The sequence below is a fragment of the Streptomyces sp. NPDC026538 genome, from assembly GCF_055567535.1.
In genome coordinates this window covers 113,514-132,999 of sequence record NZ_JBVHQG010000003.1, presented here as the reverse complement: position 1 = coordinate 132,999, position 19,486 = coordinate 113,514, and the positions used below count along the sequence as shown (strand labels likewise).

General features: G+C 71.0%; 20 protein-coding genes and 1 tRNA gene. 6 read left to right on the top strand and 15 right to left on the bottom strand.

Features of this window, described 5'->3' with window-relative positions; genetic code table 11:
* The first annotated feature begins 10 nt into the window (after positions 1–10).
* The 3 genes from ACZ4N4_RS13730 (at position 11) to ACZ4N4_RS13720 (ending at position 4,810) form a co-directional block, all read left to right on the top strand.
* Positions 11–1,501: a bifunctional glycosyltransferase family 2/GtrA family protein gene (locus ACZ4N4_RS13730; protein ID WP_467587950.1), complete on the top strand. Its 1,491-nt coding sequence runs from the start codon at positions 11–13 to the stop codon at positions 1,499–1,501.
* A complete protein-coding gene (locus tag ACZ4N4_RS13725) occupies positions 1,498–3,747 on the top strand; it encodes a glycosyltransferase family 39 protein (RefSeq protein WP_467587947.1) in 2,250 nt (749 codons plus the stop codon). The genes ACZ4N4_RS13730 and ACZ4N4_RS13725 overlap by 4 nt, the downstream gene beginning before the upstream one ends.
* Before the next feature lie 328 nt (positions 3,748–4,075).
* Positions 4,076–4,810 (top strand): TetR/AcrR family transcriptional regulator, encoded by a 735-nt coding sequence (locus tag ACZ4N4_RS13720; protein WP_467589083.1) that lies wholly within the window; start codon positions 4,076–4,078, stop codon positions 4,808–4,810.
* Between the two features lie 95 nt (positions 4,811–4,905).
* On the opposite strand, the gene ACZ4N4_RS13715 is transcribed toward ACZ4N4_RS13720, so the two are convergent.
* The 4 genes from ACZ4N4_RS13715 to ACZ4N4_RS13700 all read right to left on the bottom strand — a co-directional run bounded on the left by ACZ4N4_RS13715 (position 4,906) and on the right by ACZ4N4_RS13700 (position 9,507).
* The gene (locus tag ACZ4N4_RS13715; RefSeq protein WP_360481068.1) at positions 4,906–5,379 is read right to left on the bottom strand and encodes a PPOX class F420-dependent oxidoreductase; all 474 of its coding nucleotides are present in this window, start codon (positions 5,377–5,379) and stop codon (positions 4,906–4,908) included.
* Between the two features lie 58 nt (positions 5,380–5,437).
* Positions 5,438–6,259: a YceI family protein gene (locus ACZ4N4_RS13710; RefSeq protein WP_467587944.1), complete on the bottom strand. Its 822-nt coding sequence runs from the start codon at positions 6,257–6,259 to the stop codon at positions 5,438–5,440.
* A 111-nt stretch (positions 6,260–6,370) separates the two neighbouring features.
* The gene (locus ACZ4N4_RS13705; protein ID WP_467587941.1) at positions 6,371–8,839 is read right to left on the bottom strand and encodes an MFS transporter; all 2,469 of its coding nucleotides are present in this window, start codon (positions 8,837–8,839) and stop codon (positions 6,371–6,373) included.
* A 95-nt stretch (positions 8,840–8,934) separates the two neighbouring features.
* Positions 8,935–9,507 carry a MarR family winged helix-turn-helix transcriptional regulator gene (locus ACZ4N4_RS13700; RefSeq protein WP_467587939.1) on the bottom strand — a complete coding sequence of 191 codons (573 nt, stop codon included), beginning with the start codon at positions 9,505–9,507 and terminating at the stop codon, positions 8,935–8,937.
* Positions 9,508–9,701: 194 nt separating this feature from the next.
* On the opposite strand from ACZ4N4_RS13700, the gene ACZ4N4_RS13695 reads away from it, so the two are divergent.
* Positions 9,702–9,905, top strand: coding sequence for a hypothetical protein (locus ACZ4N4_RS13695; RefSeq protein WP_351695652.1), 204 nt, complete (start codon positions 9,702–9,704; stop codon positions 9,903–9,905).
* A gap of 116 nt (positions 9,906–10,021) precedes the next feature.
* Here ACZ4N4_RS13695 and ACZ4N4_RS13690 read toward each other — a convergent pair whose 3' ends face one another.
* From ACZ4N4_RS13690 to ACZ4N4_RS13650, 9 genes are all read right to left on the bottom strand, one after another.
* Positions 10,022–10,744 carry a hypothetical protein gene (locus tag ACZ4N4_RS13690; protein ID WP_467587936.1) on the bottom strand — a complete coding sequence of 241 codons (723 nt, stop codon included), beginning with the start codon at positions 10,742–10,744 and terminating at the stop codon, positions 10,022–10,024.
* Between the two features lie 50 nt (positions 10,745–10,794).
* Entirely contained in the window at positions 10,795–11,709 is a 915-nt protein-coding gene (locus ACZ4N4_RS13685) for an RNA polymerase sigma factor SigF (protein ID WP_453382261.1), read from the bottom strand.
* Between the two features lie 454 nt (positions 11,710–12,163).
* Positions 12,164–13,051: an RNA polymerase sigma factor SigF gene (locus ACZ4N4_RS13680; protein WP_450760618.1), complete on the bottom strand. Its 888-nt coding sequence runs from the start codon at positions 13,049–13,051 to the stop codon at positions 12,164–12,166.
* 234 nt (positions 13,052–13,285) lie between these two features.
* Positions 13,286–13,579, bottom strand: a complete 294-nt coding sequence (locus ACZ4N4_RS13675; protein WP_453568267.1) for a Dabb family protein — start codon at positions 13,577–13,579, stop codon at positions 13,286–13,288.
* Positions 13,580–13,601: 22 nt separating this feature from the next.
* Positions 13,602–13,811 (bottom strand): hypothetical protein, encoded by a 210-nt coding sequence (locus tag ACZ4N4_RS13670; RefSeq protein ID WP_467589141.1) that lies wholly within the window; start codon positions 13,809–13,811, stop codon positions 13,602–13,604.
* A gap of 185 nt (positions 13,812–13,996) precedes the next feature.
* Positions 13,997–14,081, bottom strand: a tRNA-Ser gene (locus ACZ4N4_RS13665).
* A 77-nt stretch (positions 14,082–14,158) separates the two neighbouring features.
* On the bottom strand, positions 14,159–14,590 hold the full coding sequence (gene tadA, locus ACZ4N4_RS13660; protein WP_467587933.1) for a tRNA adenosine(34) deaminase TadA: 432 nt from the start codon (positions 14,588–14,590) through the stop codon (positions 14,159–14,161).
* A gap of 56 nt (positions 14,591–14,646) precedes the next feature.
* Positions 14,647–15,192 (bottom strand): tRNA adenosine deaminase-associated protein, encoded by a 546-nt coding sequence (locus tag ACZ4N4_RS13655; protein WP_453568261.1) that lies wholly within the window; start codon positions 15,190–15,192, stop codon positions 14,647–14,649.
* A gap of 361 nt (positions 15,193–15,553) precedes the next feature.
* A complete protein-coding gene (locus ACZ4N4_RS13650) occupies positions 15,554–15,751 on the bottom strand; it encodes a hypothetical protein (protein WP_450760741.1) in 198 nt (65 codons plus the stop codon).
* A gap of 116 nt (positions 15,752–15,867) precedes the next feature.
* Here ACZ4N4_RS13650 and upp point away from each other — a divergent pair, with 116 nt between their 5' ends.
* Complete coding sequence (gene upp, locus ACZ4N4_RS13645) at positions 15,868–16,503, top strand: uracil phosphoribosyltransferase (RefSeq protein ID WP_360481103.1); 636 nt, start codon at positions 15,868–15,870, stop codon at positions 16,501–16,503.
* 125 nt (positions 16,504–16,628) lie between these two features.
* On the opposite strand, the gene ACZ4N4_RS13640 is transcribed toward upp, so the two are convergent.
* Both ACZ4N4_RS13640 and ACZ4N4_RS13635 read right to left on the bottom strand, forming a co-directional pair.
* Entirely contained in the window at positions 16,629–17,294 is a 666-nt protein-coding gene (locus ACZ4N4_RS13640; RefSeq protein ID WP_467587930.1) for a LytR C-terminal domain-containing protein, read from the bottom strand.
* A gap of 143 nt (positions 17,295–17,437) precedes the next feature.
* Complete coding sequence (locus ACZ4N4_RS13635) at positions 17,438–17,734, bottom strand: type II toxin-antitoxin system VapB family antitoxin (RefSeq protein WP_003999914.1); 297 nt, start codon at positions 17,732–17,734, stop codon at positions 17,438–17,440.
* Positions 17,735–17,848: 114 nt separating this feature from the next.
* On the opposite strand from ACZ4N4_RS13635, the gene ACZ4N4_RS13630 reads away from it, so the two are divergent.
* A complete protein-coding gene (locus tag ACZ4N4_RS13630) occupies positions 17,849–19,408 on the top strand; it encodes a helicase HerA-like domain-containing protein (RefSeq protein ID WP_467587926.1) in 1,560 nt (519 codons plus the stop codon).
* Positions 19,409–19,486 lie beyond the last annotated feature (78 nt).

Genomic DNA, 19,486 nt, shown 5'->3' with positions numbered 1-19,486 from the left:
AGTCGTTCGCATGCGAACCGACTCTTCTCCCGGCACCCTGCCGGCGCGGGAGCACCTCCCGGCCGGAGACGCCGGTACGCCTGTCCTGGACGTAGTGATCCCCGTCTACAACGAGGAGAAGGACCTCGGCCCATGCGTCGTCAGACTGCATGACCATCTCAAGCGCACCTTCCCGTACGCGTTCCGCATCACCATCGCGGACAACGCGTCCACGGACACCACCCCCCAGGTGGCGAAGCGGCTCGAGGCGGAGCTGGCCGAGGTCAAGTCGTTCCGGCTGGAGCAGAAGGGCCGCGGCCGTGCGCTGCGGACCGTCTGGTCGGCCTCGGACGCGCCGATCCTCGCGTACATGGACGTGGACCTGTCGACCGACCTGAACGCGCTGCTGCCGCTGGTGGCGCCGCTCATCTCCGGCCACTCCGACCTGGCGATCGGTTCCCGGCTGGCCCGCTCGTCGCGCGTGGTGCGCGGCGCCAAGCGGGAGTTCATCAGCCGCTCGTACAACCTGATCCTGCGCGGCTCGCTGCAGGCCCGTTTCTCGGACGCGCAGTGCGGCTTCAAGGCGATCAGGCGCGATGTCGCCCAGGTGCTGCTGCCGATGGTCGAGGACACCGGCTGGTTCTTCGACACCGAGATGCTGGTGATCGCCGAGCGCGCGGGCCTGCGCATCCACGAGGTGCCCGTCGACTGGGTCGACGACCCGGACTCGACCGTGCACATCGTGAAGACGGCCACCGACGACCTCAAGGGCGTGTGGCGGGTCGGCAAGGCGCTGGCCACCGGTTCGCTGCCGCTGGACCGGATCGCCCGCCCGTTCGGCGACGACCCGCGCGACCGCGACATCCAGGACGTGCCGAAGGGCCTGGCCCGCCAGCTCGTCGGCTTCTGCGTGGTCGGCGCCCTGTCGACCCTCTTCTACCTGGCGCTGTACAGCCTCTTCCGGCAGTTCTCCGGCTCGCAGATCGCCAACGCGCTCGCGCTGCTGGTGTCGGCCGTGGCCAACACCGCCGCCAACCGGCGCCTGACCTTCGGGGTACGCGGCCGGGGCGGGGCGGTCCGGCACCAGGCGCAGGGCCTGGTCGTCTTCGGCATCGGCCTGGCGCTGACCAGCGGTTCGCTCGCCGCCCTGAACGCGGCGAGCAACGACCCCGCGCACTCCACCGAGCTGGCGGTGCTGGTCGCCGCCAACCTCGCCGCGACCGTCCTGCGCTTCCTGCTCTTCCGCGCCTGGGTCTTCCCGGACCGCGACGGCAGCCGGCCGGACTCCTCCACGGTGGTGGCCACGCACAACCCGTCGTCGCCGACGTACACCACGGTCTCCGGCGGACACCAGCCGCAGAGCCCGCTCCCGCAGCGCCCGGCGCACCAGCCCTACGCCCAGGGCGCCACCACGACCACCCGACTCCGCGCCGGCGAGGCCGCGGACGGCACCTGGAGGGACGCCACCATGCAGTTGCAGCCGGTGCGCCCCCATGACACCGATCCGGGGGATCCCCGATGAGCAGCACCCACACCGACCGTCCGGCCCCGTGGGGACCGCCCCCCGAGGCGCCCCCGGCGCCCCGGCAGTCGCCGGCCGTCCAGGACGTCCCGGCCGCGCCGGTGCCGCAGGCGGGCTCGGGCGAGCCCAAGCAGCCCTTCGCCCGCAGACTCTGGCGCGGCCGCCCCGAGGACCCCCGCTGGGCGCGCCCGGCCTTCCTCGGCCTGCTGCTCGTGACCGCGGTGCTCTACTTCTACGACCTGAGCGCCAACGGCTACTCCAACTCCTTCTACTCGGCCGCCGTCCAGGCGGGTACCAAGAGCTGGAAGGCGATGTTCTTCGGCTCGCTGGACGCGGGCAACGCGATCACCGTCGACAAGCCCTCGGCGTTCCTGTGGCCGATGGAGATCGCGGCCCGGATCTTCGGCCTGAACTCCTGGACGATCCTCGGCCCCGAGGTCCTCATGGGGGTCGGCACGGTCGCGGTCGTCCACGCCTCCGTGCGCCGCCGGTTCAGCCCCGCGGCCGGCCTGGTCGCGGGCGCCGTGCTCGCGCTCACGCCCGTCGCGGCGCTGATGTTCCGCTTCAACAACCCGGACGCGATGCTGGCCCTGCTGATGGCGCTGGCCTGCTACTTCGTCGTCCGCGCGGTCGAGGACGGCAGGACGAAGTGGCTGGTGTGGGCGGGCGTGGCGATCGGCTTCGCCTTCCTCGCCAAGACCCTGCAGGCGTTCCTGATCCTGCCGGCGCTGGCGTTCGTGTACGCGGCCGTCGGTCCGCACACGCTGAAGAAGCGGATCGGCCAGCTGGCCCTCGCGACCGGCGCGCTGATCGTCTCGGCGGGCTGGTGGGTGGCGATCGTCGAGCTGTGGCCGGCCTCCTCCCGCCCCTACATCGGCGGTTCGCAGGACAACAGCTTCCTGTCGCTGACCTTCGGCTACAACGGCCTCGGCCGTCTCAGCGGCGACGAGACCGGCAGCGTCGGCGGCGGTGGCGGCGGCACCGGCTCCGGGCAGTGGGGTGCCACCGGCTGGGACCGGATGTTCAACTCCGAGATCGGCAGCCAGATCTCCTGGCTGCTCCCGGCCGCGCTGCTCCTGCTGGTCGCGGGCCTGGTGGCGACGCGCAGGCTGAAGCGGACCTCGGTGACCCGGGCCTCGTTCCTGGTGTGGGGCGGCTCGCTGCTGATCACCATGGTGGTCTTCAGCTACATGGCCGGCATCTTCCACCAGTACTACACGGTCGCCCTCGCCCCCTACCTCGCCGCCGTGGTCGGCATGGGCGCGGGGCTGCTGTGGGAGAAGCGCGCCGAGCTGTGGGCGTCGATCACCCTCGCCGCCGCCGTGGTCTCGGCCGCGGTCTGGGGCTACGTCCTTCTCAACCGCACCTCCACGTACCTGCCCTGGCTGAAGTGGCTGGTCCTGATCGGCGGTCTGGCCGCCGCGCTCGGCCTGATCTTCGCGGGCCGGATCAGCCGTCAACTCGCCCTCGGGGCGGCCGCGGTGGGCCTGGTGGCGGCGCTGGCGGGTCCGACGGCGTACACCCTCAGCACGGTGAACTCCGCGCACACCGGCTCCATCCCGACGGCGGGCCCGGCGGGCGCGAGCATGATGGGCTTCGGCGGCGGTCCCGGTGGCCGGGGCGGCACGGGCGGCGGCGGTGGCTTCGGCCAGAACCGGCAGGGCCAGAACGGCAACGGCAACACCCAGAACCAGCAGGGCCAGAACGGCACGGGCGGCTTCCCCGGCGGCGGTACCGGCGGCTTCGGCGGCGGCATGCCGGGCCAGAACCAGCAGGGTAACGGGAACGGAAGCACGCAGAACGGCAACGGCTTCCCCGGCGGTGGCCAGATGGGCGAAGGCGGCGGCATGGGCGGCGGCGGTGGCGTCGGCGGCCTGCTGAACGGCGCGACCGTCACCTCCGAGGCCAAGAAGCTGCTGGCGCAGGACGCCTCGAAGTACACCTGGGTCGCGGCGGCCATCGGTGCCCAGAACGCGGCGAGCTACCAGCTGGCCACCGACGACTCGGTGATGGCGATCGGCGGCTTCAACGGCACCGACCCGTCCCCGACGCTGGCCCAGTTCAAGGAGTACGTGGCGGACGGCAGGATCCACTACTTCATCTCCTCCGGCACCGGCGGCGGCATGGGCGGCAGCAGCAGCGGCACGTCCTCGCAGATCACTTCGTGGGTCGAGAAGAACTTCAAGAAGGTGACGGTCGGTTCGTCCACCTTCTACGACCTCACGCAGAAGGCGAGCGGCAGCTGACGGTCGCCTGATCGGCGAGAGGGCGGTGGCTTTGGCCACCGCCCTCCGGCGTACGCCCGGGAAAACGCTGTCGGCGGGGCTGGGAGCCGGGCAGTTGGTGGGGCGGTCGAGGTGGTGGCCGGGGGGTTCGTGGCGGCGGGGCTTCTTCGTCGGGCGGAGAGGAATGTCGCCTGAGGGGGAGGGGGTATGTCTCGGATCGCGGGTACGGGTGGTTCGCGGCTGGTCGCGCGCACGGGGCGAAGCCGCATATCGGACACCGTCCCGCGCCCCTTCCAGGGGCGATGCAGCCGTAGCATCTTGAGAAGTGATCGTCGAGGAGGAGGCCGTGATGGCGCGGGCCAGTGTGTGGCTGGAGGAGAAGGCCCGCAAGGGCGGCCGTAGCGGTCAGCCCTCCGGGCTCGACCGCGAGCGCATCACCTCGGTCAGTGTCCGGCTCCTGGACTCCGACGGGCTCGACAAGTTCTCCATGCGGCGGCTGGCTGCCGAGCTCAACGTGACCGCCATGTCCGTGTACTGGTACGTCGACACCAAGGACGACCTGCTGGAACTCGCCCTCGACGCGGCCTTCGGCGAACTGCGCCTGCCGGACGCGGCCGACGGCGACTGGCGGGAGCAACTGCGGGCGCTGGCCACGGAGTACCGCGCGCTGCTGGTCCGCCACCCCTGGCTCTCCCCGCTGGCCGGCCGGTACCTCAACATCGGCCCCCACGCGCTGGCCTTCTCCCGGGTGGTCCAGCAGGTAGTCCGCCGCGCCGGTCTGCCCGCACACGGGGTGACCGGCGCGATCTCGGCCGTCTTCCAGTTCGTCTACGGCTACGGCACGATCGAGGGCCACTTCGCCGAGCGGGTGGCAGCGGCCGGCCTGACCCCGGACGAGTACGTCAGCACCGCGATGACCGCGGTGACCGAGGCACCGGCGACGGCCCAGATCATCGAGGAGTCCAAGGACCTGATGGCCGCGAGGGGTGGCGACACGGTCGCCGAGATGCTGGACAGGGACTTCACCTTCGCGCTGGATCTACTGATCGCCGGCATCGAGGCGAAGGTGACTCGACCCACCTGAGGGGCGCGGGACCGTGTCCGATATGCGGCTCCGCCGCGGGGCGCGACCAGCCACAGTCCACCCGCACCCGCCGACCGACCCGCACCCCCCACCTCTTAGGCCTCCGGCGAGGCCAACCGCGCCGGGAACCCCCCGGTGGCCACCGGCCCCCACTTCTCCGGTGTCACCCGAATGATCGACTTGCCCTGCTTCAGCATCGCCGCCCGGTACTCGTCCCAGTCCGGGTGCTCCCCGGCGATGTTCCGGTAGTACTCCACCAGCGGCTCCACCGACTCGGGCGAGTCGATCACCTCCGCGCTGCCGTCGATCTGGACCCACGGCCCGTTCCAGTCGTCGCTCAGGACGATCACGCTCACCCGCTCGTCCCGCTTGGCGTTCCGGGTCTTGGCCCGCTCGGGGTACGTGGAGGCCACGATCCGCCCGGAGTCGTCGACCCCGCAGGTCAGCGGTGACCCCTGGGGGCTGCCGTCGGCGCGGCGCGTGAGCAGGATCGCACGGTGGCGGGGCCGTACGAAGTCCAGCAGTTCGTCGAGGGAGACGGCGGTGTTCGTCGCGATGTTCGGTGCCATGCCGCCAGCCTAGGCCGACGGGACCCGCCCCGCCTGCCTCTGCCTGTCCCTGCTGTGCCTACGCCTGCGGCAGGGATTCGCCCTGCACCGCCTGGATCTCCAGCTCGACCTTGAGGGTCGTGCCGATGGCCGCGATGCCCGCCTGGACGACCTGGTTGTAGTTCATCGCGAAGTCCTCGCGGTGCAGCTCGGCCGTCGCGCGGAACGCGGCCCGCGTGCCGCCCCAGGGGTCGGCGCCGGTGCCCAGGTAGGCGAGGTGGAGGTCGACGGGTCGGACGACTCCGCGCATGGACAGCTCGCCGTGGACCGTCCAGCGGTCGGAGCCGGCCGCCGTGAGGCCCGTCGAGGTGTACGTCAGCTCGGGGTACCGCTCGACGTCCAGGAAGTCGGCCGAGCGCAGATGCGTGTCGCGCATGCCGTTGCCGGTGTCGATGGAGGCGGCCCGGATGACGGCCTGGACGCGGGACTTGGTGACGTCGTCGGGGGCGATCTCGATGGCCGCCGTGAAGTCGGTGAAGCGACCGCGGACGCTGGAGATGCCCAGGTGCTGGGCGACCGCTGCGACCGTGGAGTGCGCCGGGTCGGCGGTCCACGGGCCGGGCGGCGGCAGCTCGGTGCCGCCCTGCCGGGCGAGCGTGACCTTGCCGATCTCGGCACGGCCGCTGGCGGTGACGATCGCGCTGGAGGCGGCGGGCGCGTAGCCCACGGCGGTGACGATGACGGTGTACGCCCCGGGCACGAGCGGGTTCGGGTCCCGTACCGTGCCCTCCTCGTCCGCCTCGACGCGCAGCACCTGCGTGCCGGTCATGTCGGTCACCGTGACGACCGCGTGCGACACGGCCCATCCGTCCCGGGTGCGGATCCTGGCGGTGAGTCCCATCCCGAATTCTCCCTGAAAACCGATCTAGAGGCGTGAAAAGCCCTATAAATTGCACAGATTGCGACGGCCCGGGGCAGCCGATGAACCATCGCTGCCCCGGGCCGGGGTGAACTACTCGCCGGGGTGGGAGAGTTCGATGTCGTGCCCGTCGACACCGGCGCCGGTGACGTTCAGGGCCGTGGCGACCGGCGGGTAGCCCGTCGCGATCACGGTGTAGTCACCGCCGTCCAGGTCGGCGAAGGCGTACGCGCCGTCCAGGCCGGTGGTGGACGTGCCGACCACGTTGCCGGCCGCGTCCACGAGGGTGACGCGGGCGTCGGCCAGCGGCCCGTGCGGGGCCCTGACGACACCCTGGAGCTGGGCGCCGGCGTCCAGGTCGACCTCGATCCGGGTGACCCCGGTGGTACCGATCTGGACCGGCAGCGCGCGGGGGCGGTACCCGGCCGCGTTCACCGCGACCGTCACCACACCCGGCACCAGGTCGCCGAAGACGAACTGGCCCTGCTCACCGGTTGCCGCGGTGGCCAGCAGGTCGCCGCGCACGTCGGTGACGATCACCATCGCGTCCTTGACCGGCAGCGCGCTGCCCGCGCCCCGCACCACACCGCTCAGCCCGCTGGTGCCGCTGAGCAGGATGTCGTACGGCAGCGGGTCCTCGCCCACCAGGACGGTGGAGGCCTGCGGCTGGTAGCCGTCGGCGGAGGCGATCAGCACGTACGAACCCGCGCCGGGGGCGTCCAGGCGGTAGGAGCCGTCGAAGCCCGCGACCGAGCGGCCCAGCTGGCGGCCGGAGAGCGAGATGAGGGTGACCGCGGCCTGGGCGACCGGGGCGCTCTCGGCGCCGCGCACGAAGCCGTGCACCGGGGTGGAGCCGGAGCCCGCCGACTGCTCGGGGGCGGCGAGGGTCGCCACGGCGGTGAACTGCCGGGTGGCTTCCGCGGCGGTGTCCGTGGTGCCGCTCACGACGGGGGCGGCCCAGCTGGGGACCGTCTCCTCGGCGGCAGCCGGGACGGCAGCGGCGGCGGCGACCGGAGCGGCCTCGATGCCCTGCTCCTCGGCGGCGGCCTGGGCGAGCGCGCCCTTGGTCCTCAAGGGGACCTCCTTGATGAACAGGCTGATCAGGAACGCGAGGGCCGCGAGGCAGCCGGCGATCAGGAAGACGTCGGCGATGCCGTGGCCGTAGGCGCTCTGGAAGAGGGTGCGCAGCGGGACGGGCAGCTTGCCCAGGTCCGGGAGGCTGTCGCTGGACGAGCTCGAGCCGGCCAGGGCGGCCTGGTACTTGTGCGGAAGGGCGGCGGCGCCCTCCGTCACGTAGTGCGTGATCCGGTGGGCCATCACCGCGCCGAGCGCGGAGACGCCGACCGCACCACCGAGGGAACGGAAGAAGGTGACCGTGGAGCTGGCCGACCCGAGGTCGGAGGGCTCGACCTGGTTCTGCGTGCACAGCACCAGGTTCTGCATCATCATGCCGATGCCGAGACCCAGCAGCGCCATGAAGATCGCCATCTTCCAGTACGCCGTGTCGTACCGGATGGTGCCGAGCAGGCCGAGGCCGGCCGTCACGAGGACGCCACCGCTGACCAGCCAGGCCTTCCAGCGGCCGGTGCGGGTGATGAACTGCCCGGAGACGGTGGAGGAGACGAACAGACCGCCGATCATCGGGATCGTCAGCACGCCGGACATCGTCGGGGACTTGTCCCGGGCCAGCTGGAAGTACTGGCTGAAGAAGACCGTGCCGGTGAACATCGCGACACCGACGAACAGGGAGGCCAGCGAGGCCAGCGTGATGGTGCGGTTGCGGAACAGCCGCAGCGGGATGATCGGCTCCTTGGCCTTCGACTCGATGAGCACGAAGATCAGGCCGAGCACGATCGAACCGCCGATCATGGCGTACGTCTGCCAGGAGATCCAGTCGTACTTGTCACCGGCGAAGGTGACCCAGACCAGCAGCAGCGAGACGGCGGCGGCGACGAAGAACGCGCCGGACCAGTCGACCTTGACGTCCCGCTTCACGACCGGCAGGTGCAGGGTCTTCTGCAGCACGATCAGCGCGACGACGGCGAAGGGGACGCCGACGTAGAAGCACCAGCGCCAGCCCAGCCACGAGGTGTCGGTGATGACACCGCCGAGCAGCGGGCCGCCGACGGTGGCGACGGCGAAGGTCGCGCCGAGGTAGCCGGAGTAACGGCCGCGCTCACGCGGCGAGATCATCGCGGCCATGACGATCTGGGCGAGCGCCGACAGACCGCCGACACCGATGCCCTGGACGACACGGCAGGCGATCAGCATGCCGGCGTTCTGCGACAGACCGGCGGCCGCGGAACCCAGGACGTAGATGACCAGGGCGATCTGGACGAGCGCCTTCTTGCTGTACAGGTCGGACAGCTTGCCCCACAGCGGGGTGGTCGCGGTCATGGCCAGCAGGGAGGCGGTGACGACCCAGGTGTAGGCGGACTGGCCGCCGCCCAGGTCGGTGATGATGTGCGGCAGGGCGTTGGTGACGATCGTGGAGGACAGAATCGCCACGAACATGCCGAGCAGCAGCCCGGATATCGCTTCCATGATCTGCCGGTGCGTCATCGGGGCATCCTGCTCGACGGAGCCTCCCCCGTGCCTTGCATGGGCCCGCACACCGGCTGGTGTGGTCGTTGCCATGGGCTTCCTTTTCTTACGTCTTACGCGGGTGTACGGGTGGTCGGTTCGAGTACGGGGGCGATGGTGGGGGCGCGGGCGGCGGAGGCGACCGTGGCCGTGGCGGCGGCCTTCGGGGATCCCGGGGCCGGCTCGGCCGGGCCCGTCGCCGTCGCCCGCACAGGGCCGGTCCGGCAGTCGAAGCTGTCCCGGAGCCGGGTCATCAGCCGGATCAGCTGGTCGACCTCCTCGTCGCTCCAGTCGCCCAGCCGCTCGGTGAGCAGCTCGGTGCTGCGCCGGGACAGGTCCCGTAGCGTCGCCTCGCCCGCGGGGGTGAGGCGCAGGATGCGGGAACGCTTGTCCGCCGGGTCGGGGGACCGCTCGATCCAGCCGCGCTCGGCGACGTGCGCCACGTGCCGGCTGGTCACGGACATGTCCACGGCGAGCAGCTCGGCGAGCTTGCTCATGCGCATGGATCCGTAGCGGCCGAGCAGCGTCAGCACGGCCGCGGAACCGGCCGGGCATTCGTGCGGCAGGATCCGCGCGAGGTCCCGCTTCACAGCTCCGACGGCGCTGAGCTGACGCGCCAGCTCCTCGAACTGCGCCTGCTCCGCCATCACACCTCCCGTATTCGTTGCTTGGGGCAACCATAGAACTGCTTGGTTGCCACAGGCAAATAAGCGGGCGGGGGTGGGGATAAAAACTTGGCAAAGACAAGTATTGCGAACGTAAACACCCAGGTGAGGCTGGTTGCGCTTACGGGCAGCCCCCCACTTGGGCCGGACCACCGGATTCGCTAGTGTCTCGGGGCATGGCTAACACCCAGGGCCCCCAGGGCAACTACGACCCCGCCGGCAGCACCCAGATGTTCCGGGCGTTCGTCGACGAGGCCCCGCAGACCTCCCAGCAGACGGCGTCCCCCTCCGCCTCCGGCGGCCCCCGCATCGGCCTGATCCTCGGCGTCGTCGCCGTGGTGGTCGTGGTCGCGGCGGTGGCCTGGCTGGCACTCAAGTAGTCACCCGTCGCCCGCTCGGCCCCTCGGACGGTACGAGGGTCGGGGCGGCGGCCCGACGAAGAACCCGGGGTCCACTACCCCGGGCTTTCGTCGTGCCCGCACGGACGCGCCGCGGCTCAGCTCCAGTCGACCGTCTCGACCCGGGTCTCGACGTGCATGCCCAGGGGCACGCGCCAGTCGTCCACGCAGACCGTCCAGGTCCCGCTCGTACGGGCGCCGGGCGCGACCGGGGCCGGCAGGGACTCCGTCGATTCGATCGTCGCCCAGTCGATGCCGAGCAGGTCGATGATGTGCGTGCCGAGGCTGACCTTGCCGGAACGGACCGCCGTGCCACCCGAGTTGCGGAACTCGACGGTCACCTTCTCGCACCACCGCTTGTCCGTGGGTTCGCGGGTGGGCGTGCTCCAGGTGAGGGCGGCGGGCGAGGTGTCGGCGGGGGTGGTGCCGGTGGGCGAAGCGGCGGTCGGCCGTGGTGGGTTCGGGGCCGGTGGAGCGGACGGCCCGGGCCGGGTGCCGTCACGGCGGGGGGCGGCGGGTGAGGGCGTCGTGGCCGGGGCCGCCGGGTTTCCGGCCGACCCGGCCACTGCTGTCGGCCGGCCGTCCTTCGTCGACGGTGAGCCGCCGGCCGCCCCCGCCGGGGAACCGTCCAGCGGGACCAGCGTCACCGATCCCGTAGGTCTCGACGACGCCCCCGGTGAGGTGCCGACCGCTCCCACCGCCGTATAGCCGCCGCTGTCACCGCCTCCGCACGCCGTGAGTGCCGAGGCCAGGCAGACGGCGGCCGCCGACGCTGCCGTGACGGCGCCTCGGCGGCCACTCGGTGTCCTACGGAGAAGCATCGCGCCAGTGTGGCTGACACTCCGTCAGTAAGGAACCCGTCGGAGCCGGTTCAGTCCGCGATCAGGCCCTCGCGGAGCTGGGCCAGGGTGCGGGTCAGCAGGCGGGAGACGTGCATCTGGGAGATGCCGACCTCGTCGCCGATCTGGGACTGGGTCATGTTCGCGAAGAAGCGGAGCATGATGATCCGGCGCTCGCGGGGCGGCAGCTTGGCCAGCAGCGGCTTCAGCGACTCGCGGTACTCGACGCCCTCCAGGGCCGTGTCCTCGTAGCCGAGGCGGTCGGCCAGCGAGCCCTCGCCGCCGTCGTCCTCGGGGGCCGGGGAGTCGAGGGAGGAGGCGGTGTAGGCGTTGCCCACGGCCAGGCCGTCGACCACGTCCTCCTCGGACACGCCCAGCACGGCGGCCAGTTCGGTGACCGTCGGGGAGCGGTCCAGCTTCTGGGAGAGCTCGTCGCTGGCCTTGGTGAGGGCCAGGCGCAGCTCCTGGAGGCGGCGCGGGACGCGGACCGACCAGGAGGTGTCGCGGAAGAACCGCTTGATCTCCCCGACGACCGTCGGCATCGCGAACGTCGGGAACTCCACGCCCCGTTCGCAGTCGAAGCGGTCGATCGCCTTGATCAGGCCGATGGTGCCGACCTGGACGATGTCCTCCATCGGCTCGTTGCGGCTGCGGAAGCGGGCCGCCGCGTAGCGCACGAGGGGGAGGTTGAGTTCGATCAGGGTGTCCCGGACATAGGCACGCTCGGGGCTGTCCTCATCGAGTGCGGCGAGGCGCAGGAACAGGGAGCGGGACAGGGTGCGGGTGTCGAGGTTTCCCGAGGCCACCGGGAGATCCGGGGTCGGAGGGGTCTCCAGCGCCGGGGCGCCGTCGATGCTGTCGAGCACGTCGATGGCGTCGAGCTCCTTGGGCGCTGCCTCGCTCTTCGTGAGCGTAAGCACCTTCGAGCTGCCCTGGTCTGCGGACATGCCACCCCCTTTGGGTCGCGGGACGGTCGCGGCGACGCCCCTCACGAGGAACGGCGCCTTCACCTGAATACCGGAGCCGAAGCCCCGGCAAACGCGCTTCCCGCAGAATGTCACATGTCGGCAACACGCTGTAGTGACATGTCGACATGGGAAATGTGAATCCGCCCTGGATGCAGGGGGTCTGACGGTATTTCGCCCCCCAACTGTCGGGAAGTGCGCTGGTGAGCGATTCGCTCGTGACGGTGATGGCTCGATCCTGCTTGCGGTTACGGCCGCACCAAGTCGCCTGAAGCGTGTCTCGGACCGGTAACGGGTCCTGCTGCGGGCGCTGCGCCGGTGCGTGCGGCGGCCCGTGCGACGGCGCGTGCGCCGTAGCGTGCGGAGGGCCTCGGGGCGGCCCTCGGGGCGGGCCTCCGGGCGGGGCTCGGGGCGGGAACCGCGGCGGCGGGTGCGGTCAGGCCTCGATGCGGTTGGCCGAGCGCAGTCGCTGGAAGCTGCGGGCCAGGAGGCGGGAGACGTGCATCTGGGAGACGCCCAGCTCCGCGCTGATCTGCGACTGGGTGAGGTTGCTGTAGTAGCGCAGCAGGAGGATGCGCTGTTCGCGCTCCGGGAGCTGGACCAGCAGATGGCGGACCAGGTCGCGGTGTTCCACGCCGTCCAGGGCCGGGTCCTCGTAGCCGATGCGGTCCAGCAGGCCCGGCAGCCCGTCGCCCTCCTGGGCGGCCTCCAGGGAGGTCGCGTGGTACGACCGGCCGGCCTCGATGCAGGACAGCACCTCCTCCTCGCTGATCCGCAGCCGTTCGGCGATCTCGGCGGTGGAGGGGGAGCGTCCGAAGGCGGTGGTCAGGTCCTCGGTCGCGCTGTTCACCTGGACCCACAGCTCGTGCAGCCGGCGCGGGACGTGCACGGTACGGACGTTGTCCCGGAAGTAGCGCTTGATCTCGCCGACGACGGTCGGCATGGCGAAGGTCGGGAACTGCACGCCCCGTTCCGGGTCGAAGCGGTCGATGGCGTTGATCAGCCCGATGGTGCCGACCTGGACGACGTCCTCCATCGGCTCGTTGCGGGAGCGGAAGCGGGCGGCCGCGTAGCGCACGAGCGGGAGGTTCGCCTCGATGAGCGCCGCGCGCACCCGGTTGTGCTCCGGCGTGCCCGGCTTGAGGTCCTTCAGCTGCCCGAAGAGCACCTGGGTCAGCGCCCGGGTGTCGGCGCCCCGCCGTTTCTCCGGGGGCGGCGCGGGTGCCTGGGCGGGGGGCTGGGCGGGTCCTTGGGCGGGAGGCTGGGCAGTGGGGGGAGCGGGGGCGGGCGCCTCTTCCTGGGGCGGCGCAGAACTGGCCGACACGGTCAACGCCACCTCTTCATCGGTCAATCATCCGTCAAAAGCGGTCATAGCATCACAAGACATGTGCACCGTGCGCAAGCACCGCATAACGTCGTGTTGAGAGTGAAAGACGGCAAGTTGGGGCATAAGACGCAGAAAAGCCCCCCGCTGTTCCCGGCGGAGGGCCTGTCCCCAGAAGGTCCCGTACGGTCTCCGGAAAGCCTCGTACGGCCCCCCAGGGGGCCGCCGTACGGCTCAGAACTCGTAGTCGGCGATCACCCACGTGGCGAACTCCCGCCACTGCGCCGCGGCCGCCTGGTGGGCCGGGTGCTCCAGGTACCGCTTCAGCGCGTCCCCGTCCTCGACCGCCGAATTGATCGCGAAGTCGTGGGCGATGGGGCGCTCGGTGATGTTCCAGCCGCACTCCCAGAAGCGCAGCTCCTCGATCTGCCCGCCGAGTGCGGAGAAGGCCGCGGCGCCCGCGACGGCCCGCGGATCGTCGCGCCCGACGCCCTCGTTGAGCTTGAAGAGGACCAGGTGGCGGATCATGGTTGCTCCCGAGGGTGGTGCGCTATTTGGCTCCGTTGACGACCCAGGTCATGAACGAACCGATGGCCTTGGCCGCGTCCGATATACCCTCGAAGCCTATCTGGACGTAATCGGCCGCTTTGGCCGGGTCTGTGATGATCACGTAGAGCGCGAAGACCACGAGCACGTACGTGGCGATCTTCTTGGCATTCACCGCCACCGCGGCCTCCCCTGTGCCTGCCTCTGCCGGCATGTCTGCGTAGCCTGTGGACCCTGCTGCCGGCCGCGAGTGTAACCTTCGCGCCCCCCTCGGGGGCCAACGGCCCGCTGGTCGAGGCCCGTTGCCGGGTCCGGGGGCGCGAACGGGGGCGTGCGACGGAGATGCGCGCGGCTATGGACGCAGAAAGGGCCCCGTCTTTCGACGAGGCCCTTTTTCAGCGGTAGCGGAGGGATTTGAACCCTCGGTGACTTGCGCCACACTCGCTTTCGAGGCGAGCTCCTTCGGCCGCTCGGACACGCTACCGAGAGAGACCTTACAGCACGGTGGGCCGTGCTCCGAAATCGCTATTCGGGGGCGTGGGACCGGCGCTGGGAGCGGGCTCAGCGGTCCCGGAAGAATTCCGTGAGCAGCCCGGCGGATTCCTCGGCCAGGACGCCCTCGACGACCTCGGGACGGTGGTTCAGGCGCCGGTCGCGCACGACGTCCCAGAGCGAGCCGGCGGCACCGGCCTTCTCGTCCCGGGCACCGTAGACGACCCGGTCCACGCGGGCCTGGACCAGGGCACCCGCGCACATGGTGCAGGGCTCCAGCGTGACCACGAGGGTGCACCGGGTGAGCCGCCACTCCCCGAGCGCCGCGGCGGCCCGACGGAGCGCGAGGACCTCGGCGTGCGCGGTGGGGTCGCCGGTGGCCTCGCGTTCGTTGTGACCTGTCGCGAGCACCGTCGTGCCGTCCGGGGACAGCACGACGGCGCCGACGGGGACGTCCCCGCCCCGGACGGCCCGGCCGGCCTCGTCCAGGGCGAGCCGCATCGCGGCCCGCCAGCGGTCGCGTACCGGGTCGGCGGACCCGGCTGCCTCGTGGAAGGTCAGCGGACGGTCTCCAGGACCTCGGCGGCGCCCAGCACCTCGGCGATCTCGCTGAGCGCGTCGTCGCTGAGCGACAGCAGTTCCTTCGCGCTCACGCCCAGGTCGTCGAGGATCCGGGTGTCACCGACCGGACCGGACGGCACGGCGGACGTGTCCGTGCCCGTGTCCGTGTCCGTGTCCTCGTCGTCCTCGGCCTCCGGCTCACCGTCCTCGGTGCCGTCGAGGTCGAGGGCGTCCAGGTCGTCGTCTTCGTCCTTGGGCTCCCTTCCGAGCAGTTCGTCCGTGAGCAGGAGCTCGCCGTACGAGCTACGGGCGGCGGCGGCAGCGTTGGAGACGAAGACCCGGGGGTCCTCCTCGCCGTCCACGCGCACGACGCCGAACCACGCGTCTTCCTGCTCGATGAAGACGAGCACCGTGTCGTCGGCGTCCGACGCCGATTCCCGGGCCAGGTCGGCCAGGTCCGACAAGGTCTCCACATCGTCGAGCTCTGTGTCGCTCGCTTCCCACCCGTCTTCGGTGCGCGCGAGCAGTGCGGCGAAGTACACCGTGACTCTCCCACTGGTCTTAGGCGTGCCGGTTGGGGGTCCCCCCGGCGGAGGTTCTGGGCGGGGAGAGCTGGGCTCCGAGTCCCACCCACTCGGAATCGTGGCAGAAACAAGGCGTTCAGGGGACGTCTTCGGCTCCCTGTGTCTGGCAGTTTTGATCGCACGTATGCAAAGAGGCATCCAGGTGCCCGTGTACGGAATCACCAGCGCACTCGTTGCCGCCACCTGCGGATCGTACGCGGGTTTTCCCGCAGCCCACGCACGGCCTTGCCCATGACGGACCGCAACGCGCCACAAGCAGTGGATCTTTGCCGAAGGATCGGCTTTACGACCCTTACCGTTCTTACGGTTTTACCGACTCCTACCAGCGGAACGTCCGCATACGCATGGCGTGTCGCAGCCGGGCGGTCTTGACGCGGCGGGGCTGGACCCGGTCGCGCAGCGCCCTGGCCTCGGCGAGATCGCGCAGGAACCGGGCCCGGCGGCGGCGCCGCTCGGCCTCGGTCTCGCCCTCCGGCGCGCCGTACGCGCGGTCGGACGGTTCAGGCAGCTCAGACAGATCAGACACGGCTACACCACCCCAGGTCCGGTCATTCCCACCTTCCCCCGGACGGGGGGTTTGATGCCAGCGCGGACCCGCGCGAGGTGTACGCGGACGCGGTTACTGTTATCGGCATGCGTCTCCACGTCGTCGACCACCCTCTGGTCGCCCACAAGCTCACCACCCTGCGCGACCAGCGCACCGACTCCGCGACGTTCCGGCGGCTCGCCGACGAACTGGTCACCCTGCTCGCCTATGAGGCGACGCGGGACGTGCGGACCGAGGCCGTCGACGTCCAGACCCCGGTCTCGCCCACGACCGGCGTCAAGCTCGCCCGTCCGCGCCCGCTGGTGGTGCCGATCCTGCGGGCCGGGCTCGGCATGCTGGACGGCATGGTCCGGCTGCTGCCGACCGCCGAGGTGGGCTTCCTGGGCATGATCCGCAACGAGGAGACGCTCCAGGCGTCCACGTACGCCTCGCGGATGCCGGAGGACCTCTCCGGGCGCCAGGTGTACGTCCTGGACCCGATGCTGGCCACGGGCGGCACGCTGGTCGCGGCGATCCGCGAGCTCATCAGGAGGGGCGCGGACGACGTGACGGCGGTGGTCCTGCTGGCCGCGCCGGAGGGCGTCGAGGTCATGGAGCGGGAGCTGGCGGGGACGCCGGTCACGGTCGTGACGGCGGCCGTCGACGACCACCTCAACGAACACGGCTACATCGTCCCGGGGCTGGGCGACGCGGGCGACCGCCTGTACGGGGCGGCCGAGTAGGGGCAGGTGCCTTGGTGCCTTAGGGGTGCGTGCGCGGGTGCCGTGGGGGTGCGGGTGCGGCGCCACCGGTCTCGTCGGCGGCCGCGGGTTCGTGGCCGGGCTGGTCGCGCGGTTTCCCGCGCCCCTTACGGGGCGGGTGTGCAGCCCTTCTTCGACGTCGATGACTTCGGCTCGGGGTGCGAGAGGGCTGTGATGGCCTTCGCCGCCGTCGCCTGGGGGGTGAGGGTCTTGAACGTGTCGCCCAGGATCAGATCCACGGCGGCGCCCTTGCGGCCCGCCTCCGTGCGCTGGTCCGGTGCCGTGACCTGCGTGGCCAGCACCGGCAGGGACGTGTGCAGGGCCGAGGCCGGTCCGAGCAGTATCGCCGTGCCCTTGACCTTCGCGTCGAACTTCGCCGGCGCGTTGCCGACGTCGCCGATCCTGAAGCCGCGCTTCTTGAGTTCGTCCGCGGTGTCCTTGGCCAGGCCCGTACGGGTCGTGGCGTTGTAGACGTTCACCGTGATCTGGGCCGGCTTCGGCAGCGCCGCCGCCGAGACGTCGGCCGCCGGGCCCGTGCTCGCCGCGGCCTGCTTCACGCACGCCGTGCCACCGGCCGCCGCCGCCTCTTTGTCGCCGCCCGTGAAGACGTCGATGAGCTGCAGGGTGCCCCAGCCGACGAGGCCGAGCGCGGTGATGGAGGCGACCATGGAGAGGACGAGCCGGGCACGCCGCCGGCGCGGGCGCATGCGAGGGTATTTGTCCCCAGTGATCCGGTACTGGCCGCCCATGCCGGGGGGAGTCAGCATGCTCATGAGCGCAGCGTAGTGCGCCACGGGTGCGTTGACTAATAGATGATCATCCGACGTCGCTCGGTCCAACCCGAAAGGGGCAACCGGCGTCAAACGGCGGGTGGCGAGCGGGTGTCGGCCGAGTCGGTCGAATCGGCCGAGCCGGGTCAGTCCAGTTCGAGCACGCGCGCGTGCAGCACCTGACGCTGCTGGAGGGCGGCGCGGACCGCACGGTGCAGCCCGTCCTCCAGGTACAGGTCGCCCTGCCACTTCACGACATGCGCGAAGAGGTCGCCGTAGAACGTCGAGTCCTCGGCGAGGAGGGTCTCCAGGTCGAGCTGCCCCTTGGTCGTCACGAGCTGATCGAGGCGGACCGGGCGCGGTGCGACGTCCGCCCACTGCCGGGTGCTCTCCCGGCCGTGGTCGGGGTACGGCCGGCCGTTTCCGATGCGCTTGAAGATCACACGGAAAGCCTACCGGTCCTGACGTTCCGGGCGCAGCCATGGCGACCGAGTGCGACGCTGGAAAAGACGCCGTAAAGGCAACCAAAAAGGTAAAACGGGAACAGGGGTTCGATGATGAGTGCCGGTGAAGCCGCCGCGGCCGGCGACCCGCCCTCGCCTGAGCCCCCGGCCGCCGCCGCGATCGCCACCGGGTACGCCTTCACCGGGCAGGCCTTGGACCTCGGTGCCCTCCTCTGGGACGGTCGGTGCCGTGCCGACGCCCCGATCCGCATCCCGCTCCCCATGCTCAACCGGCACGGCCTGGTCGCCGGCGCCACCGGCACCGGCAAGACCAAGACGCTCCAGCTGATCGCCGAACAGCTCTCGGCGCAGGGCGTCCCGGTGTTCCTGGCGGACGTCAAGGGCGACCTGTCCGGCATCGCCCGCCCCGGCCGGCGCGACGGGAGGGTCCTGGAGCGGGCGGGTGAAGTGGGTCAGGCGTGGACGGCCACCGGCTTCCCCGCCGAGTTCCTCGCACTCGGCGGCCTCGGCCACGGCGTCCCGGTGCGCGCCACGATCACCAGCTTCGGCCCGGTGCTGCTCTCGAAGGTGCTCCAGCTGAACCGGACCCAGGAACAGTCCCTCGGCCTGGTCTTCCACTACGCCGACACCAAGGGCCTCGAGCTGATCGACCTCAAGGACCTGCGCGCGGTGGTCGCCTTCCTCACCTCCGACGAGGGCCGTTCCGAACTGAAGGACATCGGAGGGCTGTCGACGGCCACGGCCGGGGTGATCCTGCGTTCGCTGACCGCGTTCGAGGCGCAGGGCATGGCGGACTTCTTCGGCGAGCCGGAGTTCGACACGGCCGACTTCCTCCGTACGGCACCGGACGGCCGGGGCATCGTCTCGGTCCTGGAACTCCCAGCCGTGCAGGACAAGCCGCTCCTCTTCTCCACCTTCCTGATGTGGCTGCTGGCCGACCTCTTCCACGACCTTCCCGAGATCGGCGACGCCGACAAGCCGAAGCTGGTCTTCTTCTTCGACGAGGCGCACCTGCTGTTCGACGACGCCTCGAAGGCGTTCCTGGAATCGATCACCCAGACAGTGCGCCTGATTCGCTCGAAAGGGGTCGGCGTCTTCTTCGTCACGCAGACCCCGAAGGACGTACCGTCCGACGTCCTGGCCCAGCTCGGCAACCGCGTCCAGCACGCGCTCCGCGCCTTCACCCCCGAGGACCAGAAGGCGCTGCGGGCGACCGTGCAGACCTTCCCCAAGTCGTCGTACGACCTCGAAGAGCTGCTCACCGGCCTCGGCACCGGCGAGGCCGTGGTCACCGTGCTCAGCGAGAAGGGCGCCCCGACGCCGGTCGCGGCGACCCGGCTGCGGGCCCCGGAGTCCCTGATGGCCCCGGTCGACGCGGCGGAACTCGACGAGGCGGTACGGGCGTCCGACCTCCACGGACGTTATGCACAGGCTGTGGACCGGGAGTCGGCGTTCGAGAAGCTGCGGCGGACCCCGGCCGCCGCGCCGAAGGCCGCGCCCCGCGACGAGAAGCCCCCGCCCGAAGAGGAACCCTCCCTGGTCGAACAAGTGGTCGGCAGCGGGATGTTCAGGTCCCTCGCCCGTTCCGTCGGCACACAGCTCGGCCGCGAGATCACCCGATCGCTGTTCGGCACGGCGCGCCGGCGCAGGTGAGCCGGGTCCCTGGGTGAGCCGGCTCCCGGGTGAGCTGGATCCCCGGGTGAGCCGAGTGGCCCGAGTGGCCCGGGTGAC

Coding starts and splice junctions, on each gene's coding strand:
- ACZ4N4_RS13670 (WP_467589141.1), bottom strand. CDS start 13,811: ATGCCGGCAGAGGCAGGCACAGGGGAGGCCGCGGTGGCGGTGAATGCC.
- ACZ4N4_RS13725 (WP_467587947.1), top strand. CDS start 1,498: ATGAGCAGCACCCACACCGACCGTCCGGCCCCGTGGGGACCGCCCCCC.
- ACZ4N4_RS13710 (WP_467587944.1), bottom strand. CDS start 6,259: ATGGGACTCACCGCCAGGATCCGCACCCGGGACGGATGGGCCGTGTCG.
- tadA (WP_467587933.1), bottom strand. CDS start 14,590: ATGCGGCTCGCCCTGGACGAGGCCGGCCGGGCCGTCCGGGGCGGGGAC.
- ACZ4N4_RS13695 (WP_351695652.1), top strand. CDS start 9,702: ATGGCTAACACCCAGGGCCCCCAGGGCAACTACGACCCCGCCGGCAGC.
- upp (WP_360481103.1), top strand. CDS start 15,868: ATGCGTCTCCACGTCGTCGACCACCCTCTGGTCGCCCACAAGCTCACC.
- ACZ4N4_RS13685 (WP_453382261.1), bottom strand. CDS start 11,709: ATGTCCGCAGACCAGGGCAGCTCGAAGGTGCTTACGCTCACGAAGAGC.
- ACZ4N4_RS13640 (WP_467587930.1), bottom strand. CDS start 17,294: ATGAGCATGCTGACTCCCCCCGGCATGGGCGGCCAGTACCGGATCACT.
- ACZ4N4_RS13630 (WP_467587926.1), top strand. CDS start 17,849: ATGAGTGCCGGTGAAGCCGCCGCGGCCGGCGACCCGCCCTCGCCTGAG.
- ACZ4N4_RS13715 (WP_360481068.1), bottom strand. CDS start 5,379: ATGGCACCGAACATCGCGACGAACACCGCCGTCTCCCTCGACGAACTG.
- ACZ4N4_RS13730 (WP_467587950.1), top strand. CDS start 11: ATGCGAACCGACTCTTCTCCCGGCACCCTGCCGGCGCGGGAGCACCTC.
- ACZ4N4_RS13705 (WP_467587941.1), bottom strand. CDS start 8,839: ATGACGCACCGGCAGATCATGGAAGCGATATCCGGGCTGCTGCTCGGC.
- ACZ4N4_RS13690 (WP_467587936.1), bottom strand. CDS start 10,744: ATGCTTCTCCGTAGGACACCGAGTGGCCGCCGAGGCGCCGTCACGGCA.
- ACZ4N4_RS13720 (WP_467589083.1), top strand. CDS start 4,076: ATGGCGCGGGCCAGTGTGTGGCTGGAGGAGAAGGCCCGCAAGGGCGGC.
- ACZ4N4_RS13700 (WP_467587939.1), bottom strand. CDS start 9,507: ATGGCGGAGCAGGCGCAGTTCGAGGAGCTGGCGCGTCAGCTCAGCGCC.
- ACZ4N4_RS13675 (WP_453568267.1), bottom strand. CDS start 13,579: ATGATCCGCCACCTGGTCCTCTTCAAGCTCAACGAGGGCGTCGGGCGC.